A 15,678-nucleotide genomic window follows, 5' to 3' on the forward strand; every position below is an offset into this window, starting at 1 on the left:
AAAATGAGAACGTCGTCAGCTGTCCTTGTTGCCTGCTTGTGCCAGTCGCGCCATGCGCTGGGTGTCGGCGAGGATGCCGCGCAGCAGGCGCACTTCCTGCTCGCTGGGCTCGCTGCGCAGGAACAGGCGGCGCAGCTTGCGCATCGCCGATTCCGGCGCTCGGCCCTTGTGGAAATCGATCTCGTCCAGCGTGTCGCCGAGCTGGGCGAAGAAGCTCTCCATCTGCTCATGGCTGGCGGCCTGTTCGCGGAAGCCGGGCTGGGGATTGGGGGCCGGCTGCGCGCCCAGCAGCTGCATGCGCGTTTCATAGGCCAGCACCTGTACGGCGGCCGCCAGGTTGAGCGAGCTGAACTCAGGATCGGACGGGATGTGCACCGCCGCATGGCAGAGCTGCAGTTCCTCGTTGGTCAGGCCGGTGCGCTCACGACCGAACACCAGCGCCACCTCGGCGCCCTCGCCCGCCTTGGCCACCGCACGAGCGGCGGCATCGGCCGGCAGGTACTCCTCCAGCTGCACGCGGCGGGCACGCGCGGTGCAGCCCAGCACCAGGCGGCAATCGGCCACGGCCTCGGCCAGGGTGGCGACCACCGGGGCGTCCCCCAGCACATCTTCGGCCCCGGCCGAGCGGCGGAAGGCCTCCTCGTCCAGAGGCTTTTCGGGAGCGACCAGCACCAGGCGGGCCAGGCCCATGGTCTTCAGGGCGCGGGCGGCGGCCCCCATGTTGCCGGGATGCTGGGTACCGACCAGGACGAATCGGAGGCGGGTGGCGGCGGGAAACTGGGACATGAACAGGGAAAAGGTCGAGCTGGACGATGACCAATGGTAAACTGTGCGGCCGGCCACTGCGCCGGGCCCGCTCTTTTCCCCCGCCAGTCCATCTCTTCTGCCTTTCCGGGAGCCAACGCCATGCAGAAACCCGCCGTCACCGTCATGGTCAAGGCCGCCCGCCTCGCCGGCAACGTCCTGTTGCGCAACATCAACAAGCTCGAGGCACTGAACGTGGTGCAGAAGGGCCGGATGGACTACGCCAGCGAAGTGGATTCGGACGCGGAAAAGGTCATCGTCAAGGAACTCAAGCGCGCTTACCCGGACTACGGCATCTTCGGTGAAGAAGGTGGCGTGCAGGGCGAGCGTCGCCAGATGTGGGTCATCGACCCGCTGGACGGCACCAGCAACTACCTGCGTGGCGTGCCGCACTACTGCGTGTCGATCGCGCTGGTCGAGAACGGCGAGCCGACCGACGCGGTCATCTTCGACCCGCTGCGCAATGAACTGTTCACCGCCAGCCGTGGTGCCGGCGCCGTGCTGAACGACCGCCGCATCCGCGTGGCCGACCGCAAGGATCTGGAAGGCACGATGATCCACACCGGTTTCGCCCCGCGCGAGCGCAGCCGCGCCAGCGCCCAGCTGAAGGCGGTCGACGCCCTGCTGGTGCACGGTGAGGACATCCGCCGCACCGGTTCGGCCGCATTGGACCTGGCCTACGTGGCCTGCGGCCGCGCCGACGCCTACTTCGAAGCCGGTGTGAAGGCGTGGGACATCGCCGCCGGCCTGCTGCTGGTCCGCGAGGCGGGCGGCAAGGTCTGTGACTTCAAGGGCGCGACCCTGGGCCGCATGGACAACCGTGGCCCGGAGACCCACCAGATCGTAGCCGGCAACCTGAAGGTGGCCGAGTCGCTGCAGAAGGTGCTGGTGAACACCGGCTACGCCGCCGAGTTCGACGCGAAGTTCTGAGGTTTCGCGTAATGCGGTTCATGGAGACGGCACCTGCGAAGGTGCCGTTTCCGTATCCGCGGTGATCGTGCTTGTCACTTTCTTTGCTCGTGCAAAGAAAGTGACACCCCTCCGCGGTCGCGGAAATGATCCTAGGCATCGCCTGGCGCCACCACTGCGTGCGCGCGCAAAACAAAAACGCCCGGCGCGAGGCCAGGCGTTCCTGCACTACCGTGGAAGCACGGAGGCTTACGCCACCGTCGAGGCGCGCAGCGCGGCGATGCGCTCTTCCAGCGGCGGGTGGCTCATGAACAGCTTCTTGGCCGTCGAACCGGAAATGCCGAAGGCGGCAATCTGGGTCGGCAGCGTGCTCTGGCCATGGTTGAGCTGCAGGCGCTCCAGCGCGGCGATCATCTTCTGGCGACCGGCCAGCGAGGCACCGCCGGCATCGGCGCGGAACTCGCGGTGGCGCGAGAACCACATGGCGATCATCGTCGCGAACAGGCCGAACACCATCTCCAGCACGAACACGATGATGTAGTAGGCGAAGCCGCGGCCGCCGCCTTCGCGGTTGCCCGACAGCGCGCTGTCGATGATGCCGCCGACCACGCGGGCCAGCACGATCACGAAGGTGTTCAACACGCCCTGCAGCAGTGCCATGGTGATCATGTCACCGTTGGCGACGTGGGCGATCTCGTGGCCCAGCACCGCTTCGGCCTCGTCTTCACTCATGTTGTGCAGCAGGCCGGTGGACACCGCCACCAGCGCGTTGTTGCGGTTGGCACCGGTGGCGAAGGCATTGATCTCCGGGCCGTCATAGACCGCCACCTCGGGCATGCCGATGCCGGCCGCCTTGGCCTGCCGCTCGACGGTGGCCAGCAGCCAGCGCTCGGTCTGGTTGCGCGGCTCGGTGATCACCACCGCACCGGTGGAGCGCTTGGCCATCCACTTTGACAGCAGCAGCGAGATGAAGGAGCCACCGAAGCCGAAGATGCCGGCCATGATCAGCAGACCGCTCATCTTGCTCGGGTCGGTTCCCGCCAGCGACATCACGATGCTGGCGAGGATCAGGACCGCGAAGTTGGTCGCCAGGAACAGGGCAATGCGGGTAAACATGGGAAAATCCGGCTCGGAAGGGGTCGATACCGGTCAATTTGCGGTGCGCTCAGCTTGAATTCAAGCGCCAACCTGACCGACGATTCAGCCAGCATGACCTCCCCCATTCCCTGCGGCCGTTTCGCGCCCTCGCCGACCGGCCTGCTCCACCCCGGATCCCTGCTCGCCGCCTTCGGCAGTTGGCTGCTGGCCCGCCACCATGGCGGCCTGTGGCGGCTGCGCATCGAAGACGTCGACCCGCCGCGCACCGTGCCCGGTGCCGCCACATCACAGCTGCAGGCGCTGGCCTCGTTCGGCCTCGCCCACGACGGCCCGATCCTCTGGCAGAGCACCCGCGGCGAGGCCTACCAGGCCGCACTGGACGTGCTGCTGGCCAGCGATCTGGCCTTCATCTGCCACTGCAGCCGCAGCGAGTTGGCCGCCAACGGCGGCATCCATCACCGCTGCGTTGCGCGGCAACCGCGACCGGACCCTGCCGTCCGCTTCCGCGTGCCGCCGGGCAGCATCGTGCACTTCGACGATGGCCTGCGCGGCCCGCAGCAGCAGGACGTGCATGCCGAAGTCGGCGACTTCGTGCTGCGCCGTGCCGACGGCTGCTGGGCCTACCAGTTGGCCGTGGTGGTCGATGACGCCGAGCAGGGCGTGACCGAAGTGGTGCGCGGCGCCGACCTGCTCGACTCCACCGCGCGGCAGATCCTGCTGCAGCAGGCGTTGGGGCTGGCGGTGCCGCGGTACTGGCACCTGCCGCTGCTGCTCGATGCCCCAGGCCACAAGCTGTCCAAGTCGCTGGCGGCGCTGCCGGTGGACAGTTCGCGCCCGCTGCCAGTGCTGCGCCGGCTCTGGGAGTTGCTTGGCCAATCACCTCAAGCGCTGGAACCTGCCTGCGATCTGGATACGCTGCTGGCGGCCGCCCGGCAGGCCTTCGACCCGGCACGGCTGCCACGTGGCGACATCCTGTTGCCGGCCGGCGCACTTTCCGCGCCGATGTTGCAGAATCCCCCTTCCCCCACCTGATTCCGGACAGCATTCCATGACATCTCGCGTCGCACTGGTCACCGGCGGAACCGGCGGCATCGGTACCGCCATCTGCCAACGCCTGGCCGACCAGGGCCACCGGGTCGCCACCAACTACCGCGACGAGGCCAAGGCCCGCGCCTGGCAGCAGGCGATGACCGAGCGCGGCTACAACGTGTCGATCTTCCCGGGCGATGTCTCCGATCCAGGCAGCGCCGAGGCGCTGGTGCGCGCCGTCGAGGCCGAGCTGGGCCCGGTCGAGATCCTGGTCAACAACGCCGGCATCACCCGTGACACCACCTTCCACCGCATGCGCGCGGACCAGTGGCACGATGTGATCAACACCAATCTCAACTCGGTGTTCAACGTCACCCGGCCGGTCATCGAAGGCATGCGCCGCCGCGGCTGGGGCCGGGTCATCCAGATCAGCTCGATCAACGGCCTGAAGGGCCAGTACGGCCAGGCCAACTATGCTGCGGCCAAGGCCGGCATGCACGGCTTCACCATCTCGCTGGCCCGCGAGAACGCCGGCTTCGGCATCACGGTCAACACCATTTCGCCCGGCTACGTCGCCACCGACATGGTGATGGCGGTTCCGGAGGACGTGCGCGCCAAGATCATCGCCGACATCCCGACCGGACGCCTCGGCAAGCCGGAAGAAATCGCCTATGGAGTGTCCTTCCTGGTGGCCGAGGAAGCCTCGTGGATCACCGGCAGCAACCTGGACATCAACGGCGGCCACCACATGGGCTGGTGAGCCGCGCAGGGGGCGCCGCAGCATGCACCGGCGGCCCCTGCCGATGGTCATGCTGCGCAGCACGCAAACCCTTGTTGCGCAACATGATCGCCCCTGAAAGCCAAGCCTGGCGGGGGCTGGGGCGGTTGCAACCGCTGCTGCACTGCGCCATGCTGCGCGTCTACTGTGACGAGTACCGCTTCATGGCTGCGACCCGCATCATCAAGAAGTATCCGAACCGCCGTCTCTACGACACCGAGATCTCCAGCTACATCACCATCGAGGACGTGCGCCAGCTGATCCTGGACGGTGAAGACTTCGAAGTCCGCGACGCCAAGAGCGGCGACGACCTCACTCGATCGGTCCTGCTGCAGATCATCGCCGACCAGGAACAGGATGGCGAACCGATGCTGTCCACGCAGCTGCTGAGCCAGCTGATCCGCTTCTACGGCGATTCCCTGCAGGGCTTCATGGGCAACTACCTGGAGCGCAGCATGCAGGTCTTCCTCGACCAGCAGCAACAGTTCCGCCAGCAGATGGGCAACCTGCTGGGCCAGACCCCGTGGGCGATGATGAACCAGCTGACCGAGCGCAACCTGGAGCTGTGGCAGGAGTTCCAGCGCAGCATGGGCAGCGGCTTCGGTGGCCCGCGCCCGGGCGGCACCGGCACGGGCACCGGCAACAAGCCGAACGAACCGGGCACCGGCACCGGCAGCAAGACCCGCCGCTGAGCCGCTTCACAGGCTGACACGAAAACGGCGCGCCCCTGGCGCGCCGTTCTGTTTGGCATCGCGCCAACGATGCGTCAGCGTTTCGCCTTGCACCCCGTGCACACGCGCTCGACCTTGTAGCCCTTGGCCTTCAGCTTCTCGACCACGCCATCACTGCCAAGCAGGTGCAGCGTGCCGACCACCACCAGCGTACCGCCCTGCCCGGCCTGCAGGTACGGCTGCAGCTTCGGCACCCAGGCATCGTTGCGCCCGGTGTTGATGCGCTGGTACAGCTGCGGGTACTGCTGGCGCATCTCTGCCGCCATCTTGGTCCACAGCAGGCGATCATCACCGCGGCGCCACGCATCATGCAGCAGCCGCGCCTGCTCATCGGCCTTGCCGGCCTGGTCCAGTGCTTCGGCCAGCATCTGCCGCTGTTCCTGCAGCGTCATTCCGTCAAGCATGCCGATCTGGGTATCAATGTCCTCCAGTCCCGCCGTCTTGCGGCCGGTCTTCTGCGCGCGCTCCATGAAGTGGCGGTCCAGGCCCAGCGCCGGGTCCAAGCCGAGCTTCTGCATCTGCCCGATCGAAATGCTCAGGCCGACGAACCAGGGCTTCATGCCCTGCATCTGCGCCAGCGGCAACTGGTTCTGGGCAGCAAAGGCCTGCAGCTTCTGCCAGGTGGCCGCATCCAGATCACGCTTCAGCTCGCTGCCATCGGTGCGGATCGCCGCCTGCACCATGCGGCTGGCCAGCTGGGGCGACTGCATGTCTTCCGGCGACAGTTCGAACACTACCCGCTGTGAGTCCTCGAACGCCTGTTCGACATCGGGCGACAGCGGGTAGTCCTGCGGCTTCAGCAGGTGGAAGGAACCGAGCAGGTAGAGGCGTGAGTCGCCTGGGCCGGTCACTTTCCACAGCAACGGCACCGGCGGCCTGGCCGCCGCTGCGCCAGCGGTGTCGGCTTGCAGGGTACGTGCTGCAACCAGCGGTGCCAGCGCACAGGCCGCCAACAGAACGGCGGCACGCAACAGTGATCTGATCGGCATCTCAGCCTTCTCCTTCAGGCAGGTGGTAGGCCTTCTCGCCCGCTTCCACGCGCAGGTCCAGCCGGTTTTCAGGCGGCGCCAACGGGCAGGTTGCATAGGCGGTGAACGCACACGGTGGGTTGTAGGCATGGTTGAAATCGATGCGCACCGTACCATCGGCGCCTGGCGCATCGGTGTCCAGGTAACGCCCAGCCGGATAGCTGCCGCGACCGCTGGTGCGGTCGGCGAAGATCAGGAACAGCGGCTGCCCGGGTGCACCTATCGCCTCCAGCCGCCAGTTGCGGCCATCACGCTGGAACTCGACCGCGCCCGCGTTCGGCATCTCGGTGGTCAAGCCAGTGATATCGACGATCGGCAGGGTCTTGCCTGGCGGGTGCGCGATGAAGCGCGCCTGCACCTGCCAGTCAGGACCGCCCGGCCAGTACTCCAGGCCGGCGAACCCACGGCGTGCAGGCGCATCGGCGTGCTTGACCCGCAGCGCATCGCGCGGACCGCGACGGATGATGCTGAGCTGGCCTTTGCCACCATCGAAGGCCAGCAGCGTCGGCTGCGGATCCTTGTCGGTGTCGATGCGGATGCGGCCGCGGACCGGTTTGCCCCCATGGCTGACGTCCGTACCGGCTTCGGGAGTGAACCACCATTGGCTGCCTTCGCGGCGCAGCAGGCCCAGCTTGTCCGGCCCCACCGCCAGGCGGATGCCATTGGTCGCGCCACTGCCGACAAAGTGCGATTTGTTCTGCAGCCAGTGCAGGCCGACCAGCGCAGTCCAACCGTCCGGGCGGGTCAGGTCCTGATAGCGTGCCACCCGCCACTGCTGCTGCCCGGCGGCATAGGACGGATCCTCCGCGGCCGAAGCCGGTGCCGGCGGCGGCGCGGGGCTGCAGGCGGCCAACACCATGGCGACCAGCAGGCCGCCCATTCCCCGATAACGCATCGATGCTCCCCTCAACGTCCGCGCAGGAACCAGCGGTCGATCTCCGCCAGCGAAAAACGGGCCCAGGTCGGCCGGCCGTGGTTGCATTGGCCGGACCGCTCGGTGATCTCCATGTCGCGCAGCAGCGCGTTCATTTCCGGCACGGTCAGGCGACGGTTGGCACGCACCGCGCCGTGGCAGGCCATGGTCGACAGCAGCTCGTCGCGCGCGCTGGCCACGCGGCGGCTCTGGCCGTGCTCGCGCAGGTCGGTCAGCACGTCGCGCAGCAGGCCTTCCGGTTCGGCATGCGCCAGCAGTGCCGGTATGCTGCGCACGTGCAGTGAACCGGGGCCGGCACGGGTCACTTCGAAGCCGAGTGCGGCCAGCGTGTCGGCTTCGCTTTCGGCGGTATCGGCCTCGCGCTCGCCCACCGCCAGCGTGATCGGCACCAGCAACGGCTGCGACTGCAGGCCGATGCCATCGTGCGCGTTCTTCAGCCGCTCGTAGCCGATGCGTTCGTGTGCGGCATGCATGTCGACCACGATCAGGCCTTCGGCGTTCTCGGCCAGGATGTAGATGCCGTGCAGCTGCGCGATCGCATAGCCCAGCGGCGGCACTCCGGCATCGGCACTGGTGACCGGCAGACCGTTCTCGACGGGCATCGGGGGAAGCGCCGCCCCGGGCTCGGCACCGGCCGGCGTGGCATACAGCGCGGCGTAGGCCGCCGGTGCATCAGCAACCTGCAGCCCAAGGGGCTGCTGCGGGCGCCAGCCGGAAAAGCCACCGCCGCCCGCGCCCGAGCCGGCACCGGGCGCAGGCCCACGCACCAGCCCGAAACCCGATGCGCCCGCGCTCGATGCCATCGATGCAGCAGCGGCGTCCACCGGATGCACCGGACCCGCACCGATCTCCTGCGCCGACATGCCCGCGCGGGTATCAGCCAACGCGTCCTTCAGCGTGCGATAGACGAAGTCATGCACCAGCCGCGAATCACGAAAGCGCACCTCGTGCTTGGCCGGGTGCACGTTGACATCAACACGGGTCGGGTCCAGTTCGAGGAACAGCACATAGGCCGGCTGCCGACCGTGGTACAGCACATCGCCGTACGCCATCTTCACCGCGTGGGCGACGCTGCGATCGCGCACCGAACGGCCGTTGACGTACAGGTACTGCTGGTCGGCGCTGGCACGCGAGTAATGCGGCTGCGCGATCCAGCCATGCAGGCGCAGGCCGGCGCCACTGTGATCCACGCGCACGGCCTGGTTGGCGAAATCCTCGCCCAGCGTTTCTGCCAATCGCGTATCGGAATACAGATCGCCCGGCTTGTAACGGCGCGAGGCCTTGCCGTTGTGGGACACGCGCAGTTCGACGTCCGGCCGCGCCAGGGCCAGCGAGCGCAGCCATTCTTCGATATGGCCCAGCTCGGTGCGCTCGGCGCGCAGGAACTTGCGCCGCGCCGGTACGTTGTAGAACAGCTCGCGCACTTCCACCGTGGTACCCGGCGCATGCGCGCGCGGCGTCACCTCACCGATCTTTCCGCCTTCGATCTGCAGCGCGGAACCATGCTCGTCATGTGCGCGACGCGAGGCCAGGGTGAAGCGACTGACCGAGGCGATCGACGGCAGCGCTTCGCCACGGAAACCGAGCGTGGCCACCGATTCAAGATCGTCCAGATCGGCGATCTTGCTGGTCGCGTGGCGCGATACCGCCAGCGGCAGCTGCTCCGGCGCGATGCCACTGCCGTTGTCGCGGATGCGGATCAGGCGTACACCGCCCTCTTCAAGATCGATATCTACGCGGCTGGCACCGGCGTCGATCGCGTTCTCGACCAGCTCCTTGACCACCGAAGCGGGGCGCTCGACCACTTCGCCAGCGGCGATCTGGTTGATCAGGATCTCCGGCAAGGGCCGGATCGGGCGCGGACCGGGCGCGCTCATGGGAGATGATGGGCAGCAGACTTCATGGGTCGATGATAGCGGAGCGCCCGTGGGTAGAGTCGACTGTCAGTCGACTGCTCTCCGCCCGGGCGCGGAAAAGCCCCGCGCTGCGCACGTAGTCGACTAACAGTCGACTCTACCGCGCTCTACAGGAAGCGGATTACTTGCTGCCGCCGGCCATGGTGGCTGCGGCGTCGATCTCGGCCTGGGCACGGGCCGCGTACAGCGTGCCCGGCGGTGGCTGGCGGCTGAAGAAGGTGTGCACGCCATCGAGCACGGCACCGGCGATCTTGCGCTGGTAGGCCGGGTCGGTCAGGCGACGCTCTTCATCCGGGTTGGAGATGAACGCGGTTTCCACCAGCATCGCCGGCATGTCCGACGTACGCAGCACCGCGAAGTTGGCGCGCTCGATGTTCGGCTTGTGGTTGTTGCCGATCCGCTTAAGGCCGCCCAGCACGTGGCCGGCGGCGTCTTCGGACGCCTTCATGTAGCCGCTCTGCGCCAGGTCCAGCAGCACATTGGCAAGCGTGCCCTCGGTCTGCTGCAGGCGAACGCCACCGACCAGATCGGCCGCGTTTTCCTTGTCTGCCAGCCAACGGGCGCGCTGCGAAGAGGCACCCTTGGTCGACAGTACGTACACCGACGAACCGGTGGCCGAACGGTTCTCGGCCGCGTCGGCATGGATGGAAATGAAGATGTCGGCCTTGTTCGCACGCGCCTTCTGCGCGCGCATCGGCAGCGGAATGAATACGTCACTGTCGCGGGTCAGGTAGGCCTTCAGGCCCGGCGTCGCATTGACCTGACGGGCCAGTTCCCGCGCCACCGCCAGAGTGACATCCTTCTCACGCTTGCCGGTCGGGCCGATCGCGCCCGGATCCTGGCCTCCGTGACCGGGATCGATGGCCACCACCAGATGGCGCATGCCGGCCTGCATGCGGATGCGGGAGGCATCACTGGGCATGGCCGGGCGCGGCGGTTCCACCGGCGTCGGTGCCGGCGCAGGCACCGTGGCCGGCGGCGTGGTCACCACCGCTGCGGTGCGCTGCCCAGCGAGGATCGCGGCCGGCGAGGAAGAAGGCGAACTGCTGGCCACGGTACCCGCCGCCGCGACCTGGGCCGGCGCGGTGGATGGCGCCGGGGTAGGCGTGGCCGGCGCGGCGGCGGTGGCACTGGCCTGCTGCCGCACCTGGGCAGTCAGCAGCGCCGTGGCACGCGCGGCATCGGTACGCGCCTGCGCGCTCTCCGCCGGCGTCGGCGTCGGTGCGGGCGTGTTGGCCGGCGCCTGCGGCGGCACCGCCGGCGTCGCTGCCGGACGGCTGGCGGCCACGGCCGGGCCATCGCCCGGCCATTCGATCACCAGCTTGGATTCATTGCCCTCGCGCTGCATCTGTGGGCGGAACGGCGCCACCGATTCAGCAAGGTCGAAAACGACACGGAAGGTACCCGGCACCGGCTGTCCGGTGCGCACTGCGGTGACCACGCCCTGCGCCGCCGGCATTTTCAGGTTGCGTACGGCGCTGGAGTCCGGGAAATCGACCACCAGGCGGTTCGGTCCGGCCAGCGACAGCGTCTTGTAACCGCCACTGCCCACCAGCGAGATCTCGGCACGGGTGCCGGTGGCACCGGTATTCAGCAGGACCTGGCGAATTTCACCGGCCCACGCGCTGACGCTCGCCAGACCCAGTCCGACGGCGGCACAGATGGCGATGAGACGGTTCCCCGGGCGCATGGCTCAGGATTCAATCACCGCGCTGAACGGAATGCAACACCTTTTTCCTTAATAATCCGTAACCTGCCGGTGTTTGTTCTCGTCAGCCGACAGATATGGCCTGCAAGTCGCCTCCTTGGGGAAGCCGTTTCAGCCATTCATGCCCTGCGTCGCTGGCGCCAGTGAGACGAACGCGACGCCCTTGTCCCTCGATCTCCAGCGCCACCACCAGGTCGGTTGGCGGCAGCGCACCGGCACCGCGTTCCGGCCATTCAACCAGCCACAGTACCGCGCTGCCCTCGTCCAGCCCGAGGAAATCGAGTTCGCCGGCCTGCCCGATCCGGTACAGATCCAGATGCCAGGCCTCGCCACCGCCGGCCAGCGGATAGCGCTCGACCAGGGTGTAGGTCGGGCTGCGGATGGCGCCCTGGACACCCAGCGCGCGCAGCAGTGCGCGGGCCGTGGTGGATTTGCCGGCCCCCAGGTCGCCGCGCAGTTCGACCAGCGCCTGCGGCGGCCGGGTGGCCGCCAGCCATTGCCCGAGCAGTTCAGTGGCATCGCTGTCGGCAAGGAAGAAATCGATCATCGGGAAAGTTCCGGGTTGGCCAGTCGCCGCAACGGCGACAGCAGATCAGTAGGAAGCAGGCCGCGCGCGCCATCGGCGGCCGCGGCGTCGCCCGCGAGCCCATGCAGCAGCGCACCGGCCGCGGCGGCGTCGAAGGCGGCCAGGCCCTGCGCGCGCAGGCTGGCGATGATGCCGGTGAGCAGATCGCCCATGCCTCCCACGGCCATGCCGGGATTGCCTGCAGCGATCAGCCGTGGCGCCTGCCCGGGCGCCGTCACGATGCTGCCTGCGCCCTTCAACACCACCACGGCGTGGAAGCGTTCGGCCAACGCCTGCGCACAGCGGTAGCGATCGGCCTGGATGTCAGCGGTACTGCAGCCGAGCAGACGCGCGGCCTCGCCCGGATGTGGCGTAAGGATGGCGTCCGGTAGCGCGCGCGGATCCTGCGCCAGCAGGTTCAGTGCATCGGCATCGACCACCAGCGGTCTGGCGCTGGCCAGCGCACGCGCAAACAGCGCGCGCGCCCATTCGTCCTGGCCCAGGCCCGGCCCGATCGCCACCACCCTGGCCTTGTCCAGCAGCGCCGGCAGCACATCGCCGTCTTCCAGCGCATGGGTCATCGCCTCCGGCAGGCGCGCCAGCAACGGGCCGACGTGATCGCGGCGGGTGCCCAGGCTCAGCAATCCGGCGCCGGCACGCAGCGCGGCCTCGGCCGCCATGGCGATGGCACCGCCGCTGCCATGGTTGCCGCCGACGCACAGCACGTGCCCGGATTCGCCCTTGTGGCTGTTGGCGCGGCGCGGCGGCAGCAGTGCCGGCAAGCGCGCCTGGGTCCAGTGCTCCACGGCGGGTGACACGCCCTGCCATGCGGCCGCGGGCAGCTGCAGCGGCGCCAACGCCTTCCGCCCGCAATGATCCAGCGCATCGCCGGTATACAGCCCGCGATGCGGCACGATGAACTGCAGGGTCAAAGCGGCCTTCACGGCCACGCCCGGTACGGCACCGCGATCAGCGTCGACGCCACTGGGGACGTCCAGCCCCAGAACCGGCGCTGCCTGAGCGTTGAGGGCGGCGATCAGCGCCTGCGCCGCGCCTTCCGGCACGCGATCGAAGCCCAGACCGAACAGGGCATCGACCCAGATATCGACCTCGGGCAGCACGCCGTCGAAATCGGTGAGGGTGCCGCCGTCGGACGTGAATTCCGATGCTGCACGCTGTGCCAGCGACGTCGCCGGTGGCTTACCCGGCAAGGCGATCACCGCCACCGCGCGCCCGGCCTTCCGTGCGTGGCGGGCCAGCACCAGGCCGTCGCCGCCGTTGTTGCCTGCTCCGACCACCACGCCGATCCGCTGCGCCTGCGGCCAGTGCTGCAGCAGGCACTGCCAGGCGGCCTGGCCGGCCTGCGCCATCAGGCCCCAGCCGCCCTCGGCAGCCAGTGCCGAGGCCTGCACATCAAGCGCACGCGCGGCAGCGGAATCGAACAGAGCGGCAAGGTTGGCCATGCGGGGATTTTATACTGGTGCATATGTCTCCCGCCCCCGCCCCTGTCGATCCGGTCCAGGCCGTACAGCGCATCCGCGAACTGGCGCGTGCGCATGGCTTCCAGCGCTGCGGCATCGCCGGCATCGAGCTGGGCGAGGACGAGGCGCACCTGGCCGACTGGCTGGGCCAGGGCCTGTACGGCACGATGGACTGGATGGCGCGCCACGGCACCCTGCGCGCGCGCCCGGCCGAGCTGCTGCCCGGCACGGTGCGGGTGATCTCGGTAGGCATGGACTACAGCCACAAGGACGACACCGAAGCCTGGGCAACCCTGGCCGACCCGGGCCGCGCCTACGTAGCGCGCTATGCGCTGGGCCGCGACTACCACAAGCTGATGCGCAACCGGCTGCAGAAGCTGGCCACGCAGATCAACGATGAAGTGGCGCCGCTGGGCTACCGGGTATTCGTTGATTCGGCGCCGGTGCTGGAGCGCGCACTGGCGCGCAACGCGGGGCTGGGCTGGATCGGCAAGCACACCTGCCTGATCGACCGCAACGGCGGTTCCTGGTTCTTCATCGGCGAGATCTACATCGATATCCCGCTGCCGATCGATGCGCCGGCTACGGCACACTGCGGCACCTGCACGCGCTGCATCGATGTCTGCCCTACCCAGGCCATCACCGGCCCGCAGCGGCTGGACGCGCGGCGCTGTATTTCCTACCTGACCATCGAGCACGACGGTGCCATCCCCGAAGACATGCGGCCGTTGATCGGCAACCGCATCTACGGCTGTGACGACTGCCAGCTGGTCTGCCCCTGGAACAAGTTCGCCAAGCGTACCGACGAAGCCGATTTCCGCGCGCGCAACAACCTCGACACTGCCCGTCTGGACCAGCTGTTTGCCTGGGACGAAGCTGAATTCCTGCGCCGTACCGAAGGCAGCCCGATCCGGCGCAGCGGCCATGAACGCTGGCTGCGCAACATCGCCGTGGCACTGGGCAATGCACCGTCCTCGGCCGAAGCGTTGGCCGCGTTGCATACCCGCGTCGATGATCCCTCGCCGCTGGTGCGTGAACACGTGCAGTGGGCGCTGGGCCAGCACACGGTGCGCTGACGTGCGATCCTGAGCCCCCGTTCCGCCCGCAGCACGCCGTTCCCATGCACCCACGCAACAACGACATCCTCACCCCCAGCCAGCTCAACACCCTGGCCCGCGACCTGCTGGAAGGCAGCTTCCCGGCGATATGGGTCGAGGCCGAACTGGGCAGCGTGGCGCGTCCCGCCTCCGGGCATCTGTATTTCACCCTGAAGGATGCGCGTGCGCAGCTGCGCGCGGCAATGTTCCGGATGAAGGCGCAGTACCTGAAGTTCGTGCCGCGCGAAGGCATGCGCGTGCTGGTGCGCGGCAAGGTGACCCTGTACGACGCCCGTGGCGAGTACCAGATGGTGCTGGACCACATGGAGGAAGCCGGCGAAGGCGCACTGCGCCGCGCCTTCGAGGAGCTGAAGGCACGGCTGGAGGCCGAAGGCCTGTTCGACCCGGCACGCAAGCGGCCGCTGCCGGCGCACGTGCAGCGCCTTGCGGTGATCACCTCCCCCACCGGCGCCGCTGTGCGCGACGTGCTGAGCGTGCTCGGCCGCCGCTTCCCGCTGCTGGAAGTGGACCTGCTGCCGACCCTGGTTCAAGGTAGCAGTGCCGCCGCGCAGATCACCCGGCTGCTGCAGGCCGCCGATGCCAGCGGCCGCTACGACGTGATCCTGCTGACCCGCGGTGGCGGTTCGCTGGAAGACCTGTGGGCCTTCAACGATGAAGCATTGGCCCGTGCGATCGCCGCCAGCCGCACCCCGGTAGTGTCTGCGGTGGGCCATGAAACCGACTTCAGCCTGAGCGACTTCGCCGCCGACCTGCGTGCACCGACGCCATCGGTGGCGGCTGAGCTGCTGGTACCGGACCAGCGCGAACTGGCCCTGCGCCTGCGCCGCACCGCGGCACGCATGGCGCAGCTGCAGCGGCACACGATGCAGCAGGCGATGCAACGTGCTGACCGTGCCCTGCTGCGCCTGAACGCGCAGAGCCCGCAGGCGCGACTGGACCTGTTGCGCCGCCGCCAGCTCGATCTGGGCCGGCGCCTGCATACCGCGTTCAACCAGCAGCAGGAGCGCCGTGCTGCGCGCCTTCGCCATGCAGCGGCGGTCCTGCGCGGGCACCACCCACAGCGCCAGCTCGACACGATGCAACGCCGCCTGGCCGCCCTGCGCGGACGACCGCAGGCAGCGATGCAGCGTCTGCTGGAACGCGATGCGCTGCGCCTGCGCGGGCTGGCGCGTTCGCTGGAAGCGGTCAGCCCGCTGGCGACTGTAGCGCGCGGCTACAGCATCCTGACCCGCAGTGACGATGGCACGCTGGTGCGCCAGGTCGATCAGGTACAGCCCGGCGACGCATTGCAGGCGCGCGTGGGCGACGGCGTGATCGACGTGCAGGTCAAGTAAAGGGGTTCGGCAGGGCTGCGCCCTGCACCTGCAGAGGCAAATGCAACAGCCGAAGCAACAGCGAAAGCGGCTCTGGATTGCTGATAGCTTGGCGGGGTGGTGTGGCTGTGCAGGACACGCCGTAAACCCATCCCTGGGGGCTCGATGGCGCCATCCATGGCGCCACGGTCCTGCACAGCCACACCGCCCCACCCTCGACAGTGTCCCGATGACGGTCGGTAGATCCACGCCATGCGTGGATGAAT

14 protein-coding genes are annotated in these 15,678 nt (G+C 68.3%); 6 read left to right on the forward strand and 8 right to left on the reverse strand.

Translation table 11 applies throughout. The annotated features are described in order from the left end of the window. Positions 1 to 15: 15 nt before the first annotated feature. On the reverse strand, positions 16 to 786 hold the full coding sequence (locus N5C25_RS14930) for an RNA methyltransferase (protein WP_279937210.1): 771 nt from the start codon (positions 784 to 786) through the stop codon (positions 16 to 18). Positions 787 to 906: 120 nt separating this feature from the next. Between N5C25_RS14930 and N5C25_RS14935 the strand changes: the two genes are divergently transcribed. Then, positions 907 to 1,734, forward strand: a complete 828-nt coding sequence (locus tag N5C25_RS14935) for an inositol monophosphatase family protein (protein ID WP_233653926.1) — start codon at positions 907 to 909, stop codon at positions 1,732 to 1,734. Between the two features lie 228 nt (positions 1,735 to 1,962). On the opposite strand, the gene htpX is transcribed toward N5C25_RS14935, so the two are convergent. Further along, positions 1,963 to 2,829: a protease HtpX gene (htpX, locus tag N5C25_RS14940; protein WP_251103395.1), complete on the reverse strand. Its 867-nt coding sequence runs from the start codon at positions 2,827 to 2,829 to the stop codon at positions 1,963 to 1,965. A gap of 93 nt (positions 2,830 to 2,922) precedes the next feature. Here htpX and gluQRS point away from each other — a divergent pair, with 93 nt between their 5' ends. From gluQRS to phaR, 3 genes are all read left to right on the forward strand, one after another. Next, positions 2,923 to 3,843: a tRNA glutamyl-Q(34) synthetase GluQRS gene (gluQRS, locus tag N5C25_RS14945; protein WP_279937211.1), complete on the forward strand. Its 921-nt coding sequence runs from the start codon at positions 2,923 to 2,925 to the stop codon at positions 3,841 to 3,843. 16 nt (positions 3,844 to 3,859) lie between these two features. Next, positions 3,860 to 4,600 (forward strand): acetoacetyl-CoA reductase, encoded by a 741-nt coding sequence (gene phbB, locus N5C25_RS14950; RefSeq protein WP_058979713.1) that lies wholly within the window; start codon positions 3,860 to 3,862, stop codon positions 4,598 to 4,600. 182 nt (positions 4,601 to 4,782) lie between these two features. Beyond that, the gene (gene phaR / locus N5C25_RS14955) at positions 4,783 to 5,310 is read left to right on the forward strand and encodes a polyhydroxyalkanoate synthesis repressor PhaR (protein ID WP_026347074.1); all 528 of its coding nucleotides are present in this window, start codon (positions 4,783 to 4,785) and stop codon (positions 5,308 to 5,310) included. A 74-nt stretch (positions 5,311 to 5,384) separates the two neighbouring features. On the opposite strand, the gene N5C25_RS14960 is transcribed toward phaR, so the two are convergent. The 6 genes from N5C25_RS14960 to N5C25_RS14985 all read right to left on the reverse strand — a co-directional run bounded on the left by N5C25_RS14960 (position 5,385) and on the right by N5C25_RS14985 (position 12,963). Continuing rightward, positions 5,385 to 6,338, reverse strand: a complete 954-nt coding sequence (locus N5C25_RS14960) for a TraB/GumN family protein (RefSeq protein WP_279937212.1) — start codon at positions 6,336 to 6,338, stop codon at positions 5,385 to 5,387. A gap of 1 nt (position 6,339) precedes the next feature. Then, positions 6,340 to 7,272 carry a DUF1684 domain-containing protein gene (locus tag N5C25_RS14965; protein ID WP_251103398.1) on the reverse strand — a complete coding sequence of 311 codons (933 nt, stop codon included), beginning with the start codon at positions 7,270 to 7,272 and terminating at the stop codon, positions 6,340 to 6,342. An 11-nt stretch (positions 7,273 to 7,283) separates the two neighbouring features. Continuing rightward, positions 7,284 to 9,188 (reverse strand): DNA mismatch repair endonuclease MutL, encoded by a 1,905-nt coding sequence (mutL, locus tag N5C25_RS14970; protein WP_058979654.1) that lies wholly within the window; start codon positions 9,186 to 9,188, stop codon positions 7,284 to 7,286. A 160-nt stretch (positions 9,189 to 9,348) separates the two neighbouring features. Continuing rightward, positions 9,349 to 10,917, reverse strand: coding sequence for an N-acetylmuramoyl-L-alanine amidase (locus tag N5C25_RS14975; RefSeq protein ID WP_019660525.1), 1,569 nt, complete (start codon positions 10,915 to 10,917; stop codon positions 9,349 to 9,351). An 82-nt stretch (positions 10,918 to 10,999) separates the two neighbouring features. Continuing rightward, on the reverse strand, positions 11,000 to 11,482 hold the full coding sequence (gene tsaE, locus N5C25_RS14980) for a tRNA (adenosine(37)-N6)-threonylcarbamoyltransferase complex ATPase subunit type 1 TsaE (protein ID WP_019660526.1): 483 nt from the start codon (positions 11,480 to 11,482) through the stop codon (positions 11,000 to 11,002). Then, the gene (locus N5C25_RS14985; protein ID WP_058979650.1) at positions 11,479 to 12,963 is read right to left on the reverse strand and encodes a bifunctional ADP-dependent NAD(P)H-hydrate dehydratase/NAD(P)H-hydrate epimerase; all 1,485 of its coding nucleotides are present in this window, start codon (positions 12,961 to 12,963) and stop codon (positions 11,479 to 11,481) included. Before N5C25_RS14985 ends, tsaE begins: the two co-directional genes overlap by 4 nt. A 23-nt stretch (positions 12,964 to 12,986) precedes the next feature. Between N5C25_RS14985 and queG the strand changes: the two genes are divergently transcribed. Both queG and xseA read left to right on the forward strand, forming a co-directional pair. Beyond that, positions 12,987 to 14,057 carry a tRNA epoxyqueuosine(34) reductase QueG gene (gene queG, locus N5C25_RS14990; RefSeq protein ID WP_251103399.1) on the forward strand — a complete coding sequence of 357 codons (1,071 nt, stop codon included), beginning with the start codon at positions 12,987 to 12,989 and terminating at the stop codon, positions 14,055 to 14,057. Between the two features lie 44 nt (positions 14,058 to 14,101). Next, positions 14,102 to 15,433 (forward strand): exodeoxyribonuclease VII large subunit, encoded by a 1,332-nt coding sequence (gene xseA / locus N5C25_RS14995; protein ID WP_279937213.1) that lies wholly within the window; start codon positions 14,102 to 14,104, stop codon positions 15,431 to 15,433. Positions 15,434 to 15,678: the final 245 nt, after the last annotated feature.

This window comes from Stenotrophomonas sp. GD03958, assembly GCF_029839005.1.
In the GTDB taxonomy this organism is placed as follows: domain Bacteria; phylum Pseudomonadota; class Gammaproteobacteria; order Xanthomonadales; family Xanthomonadaceae; genus Stenotrophomonas; species Stenotrophomonas hibiscicola.

What these genes read in the sequence shown, in the direction of transcription:
- tsaE (WP_019660526.1), bottom strand. Translation starts at nt 11,482, where the DNA reads ATGATCGATTTCTTCCTTGCCGACAGCGATGCCACTGAACTGCTCGGG.
- N5C25_RS14960 (WP_279937212.1), bottom strand. Translation starts at nt 6,338, where the DNA reads ATGCCGATCAGATCACTGTTGCGTGCCGCCGTTCTGTTGGCGGCCTGT.
- N5C25_RS14975 (WP_019660525.1), bottom strand. Translation starts at nt 10,917, where the DNA reads ATGCGCCCGGGGAACCGTCTCATCGCCATCTGTGCCGCCGTCGGACTG.
- phbB (WP_058979713.1), top strand. Translation starts at nt 3,860, where the DNA reads ATGACATCTCGCGTCGCACTGGTCACCGGCGGAACCGGCGGCATCGGT.
- N5C25_RS14965 (WP_251103398.1), bottom strand. Translation starts at nt 7,272, where the DNA reads ATGCGTTATCGGGGAATGGGCGGCCTGCTGGTCGCCATGGTGTTGGCC.
- xseA (WP_279937213.1), top strand. Translation starts at nt 14,102, where the DNA reads ATGCACCCACGCAACAACGACATCCTCACCCCCAGCCAGCTCAACACC.
- phaR (WP_026347074.1), top strand. Translation starts at nt 4,783, where the DNA reads ATGGCTGCGACCCGCATCATCAAGAAGTATCCGAACCGCCGTCTCTAC.
- N5C25_RS14930 (WP_279937210.1), bottom strand. Translation starts at nt 786, where the DNA reads ATGTCCCAGTTTCCCGCCGCCACCCGCCTCCGATTCGTCCTGGTCGGT.
- queG (WP_251103399.1), top strand. Translation starts at nt 12,987, where the DNA reads ATGTCTCCCGCCCCCGCCCCTGTCGATCCGGTCCAGGCCGTACAGCGC.
- N5C25_RS14935 (WP_233653926.1), top strand. Translation starts at nt 907, where the DNA reads ATGCAGAAACCCGCCGTCACCGTCATGGTCAAGGCCGCCCGCCTCGCC.
- htpX (WP_251103395.1), bottom strand. Translation starts at nt 2,829, where the DNA reads ATGTTTACCCGCATTGCCCTGTTCCTGGCGACCAACTTCGCGGTCCTG.
- N5C25_RS14985 (WP_058979650.1), bottom strand. Translation starts at nt 12,963, where the DNA reads ATGGCCAACCTTGCCGCTCTGTTCGATTCCGCTGCCGCGCGTGCGCTT.
- gluQRS (WP_279937211.1), top strand. Translation starts at nt 2,923, where the DNA reads ATGACCTCCCCCATTCCCTGCGGCCGTTTCGCGCCCTCGCCGACCGGC.
- mutL (WP_058979654.1), bottom strand. Translation starts at nt 9,188, where the DNA reads ATGAGCGCGCCCGGTCCGCGCCCGATCCGGCCCTTGCCGGAGATCCTG.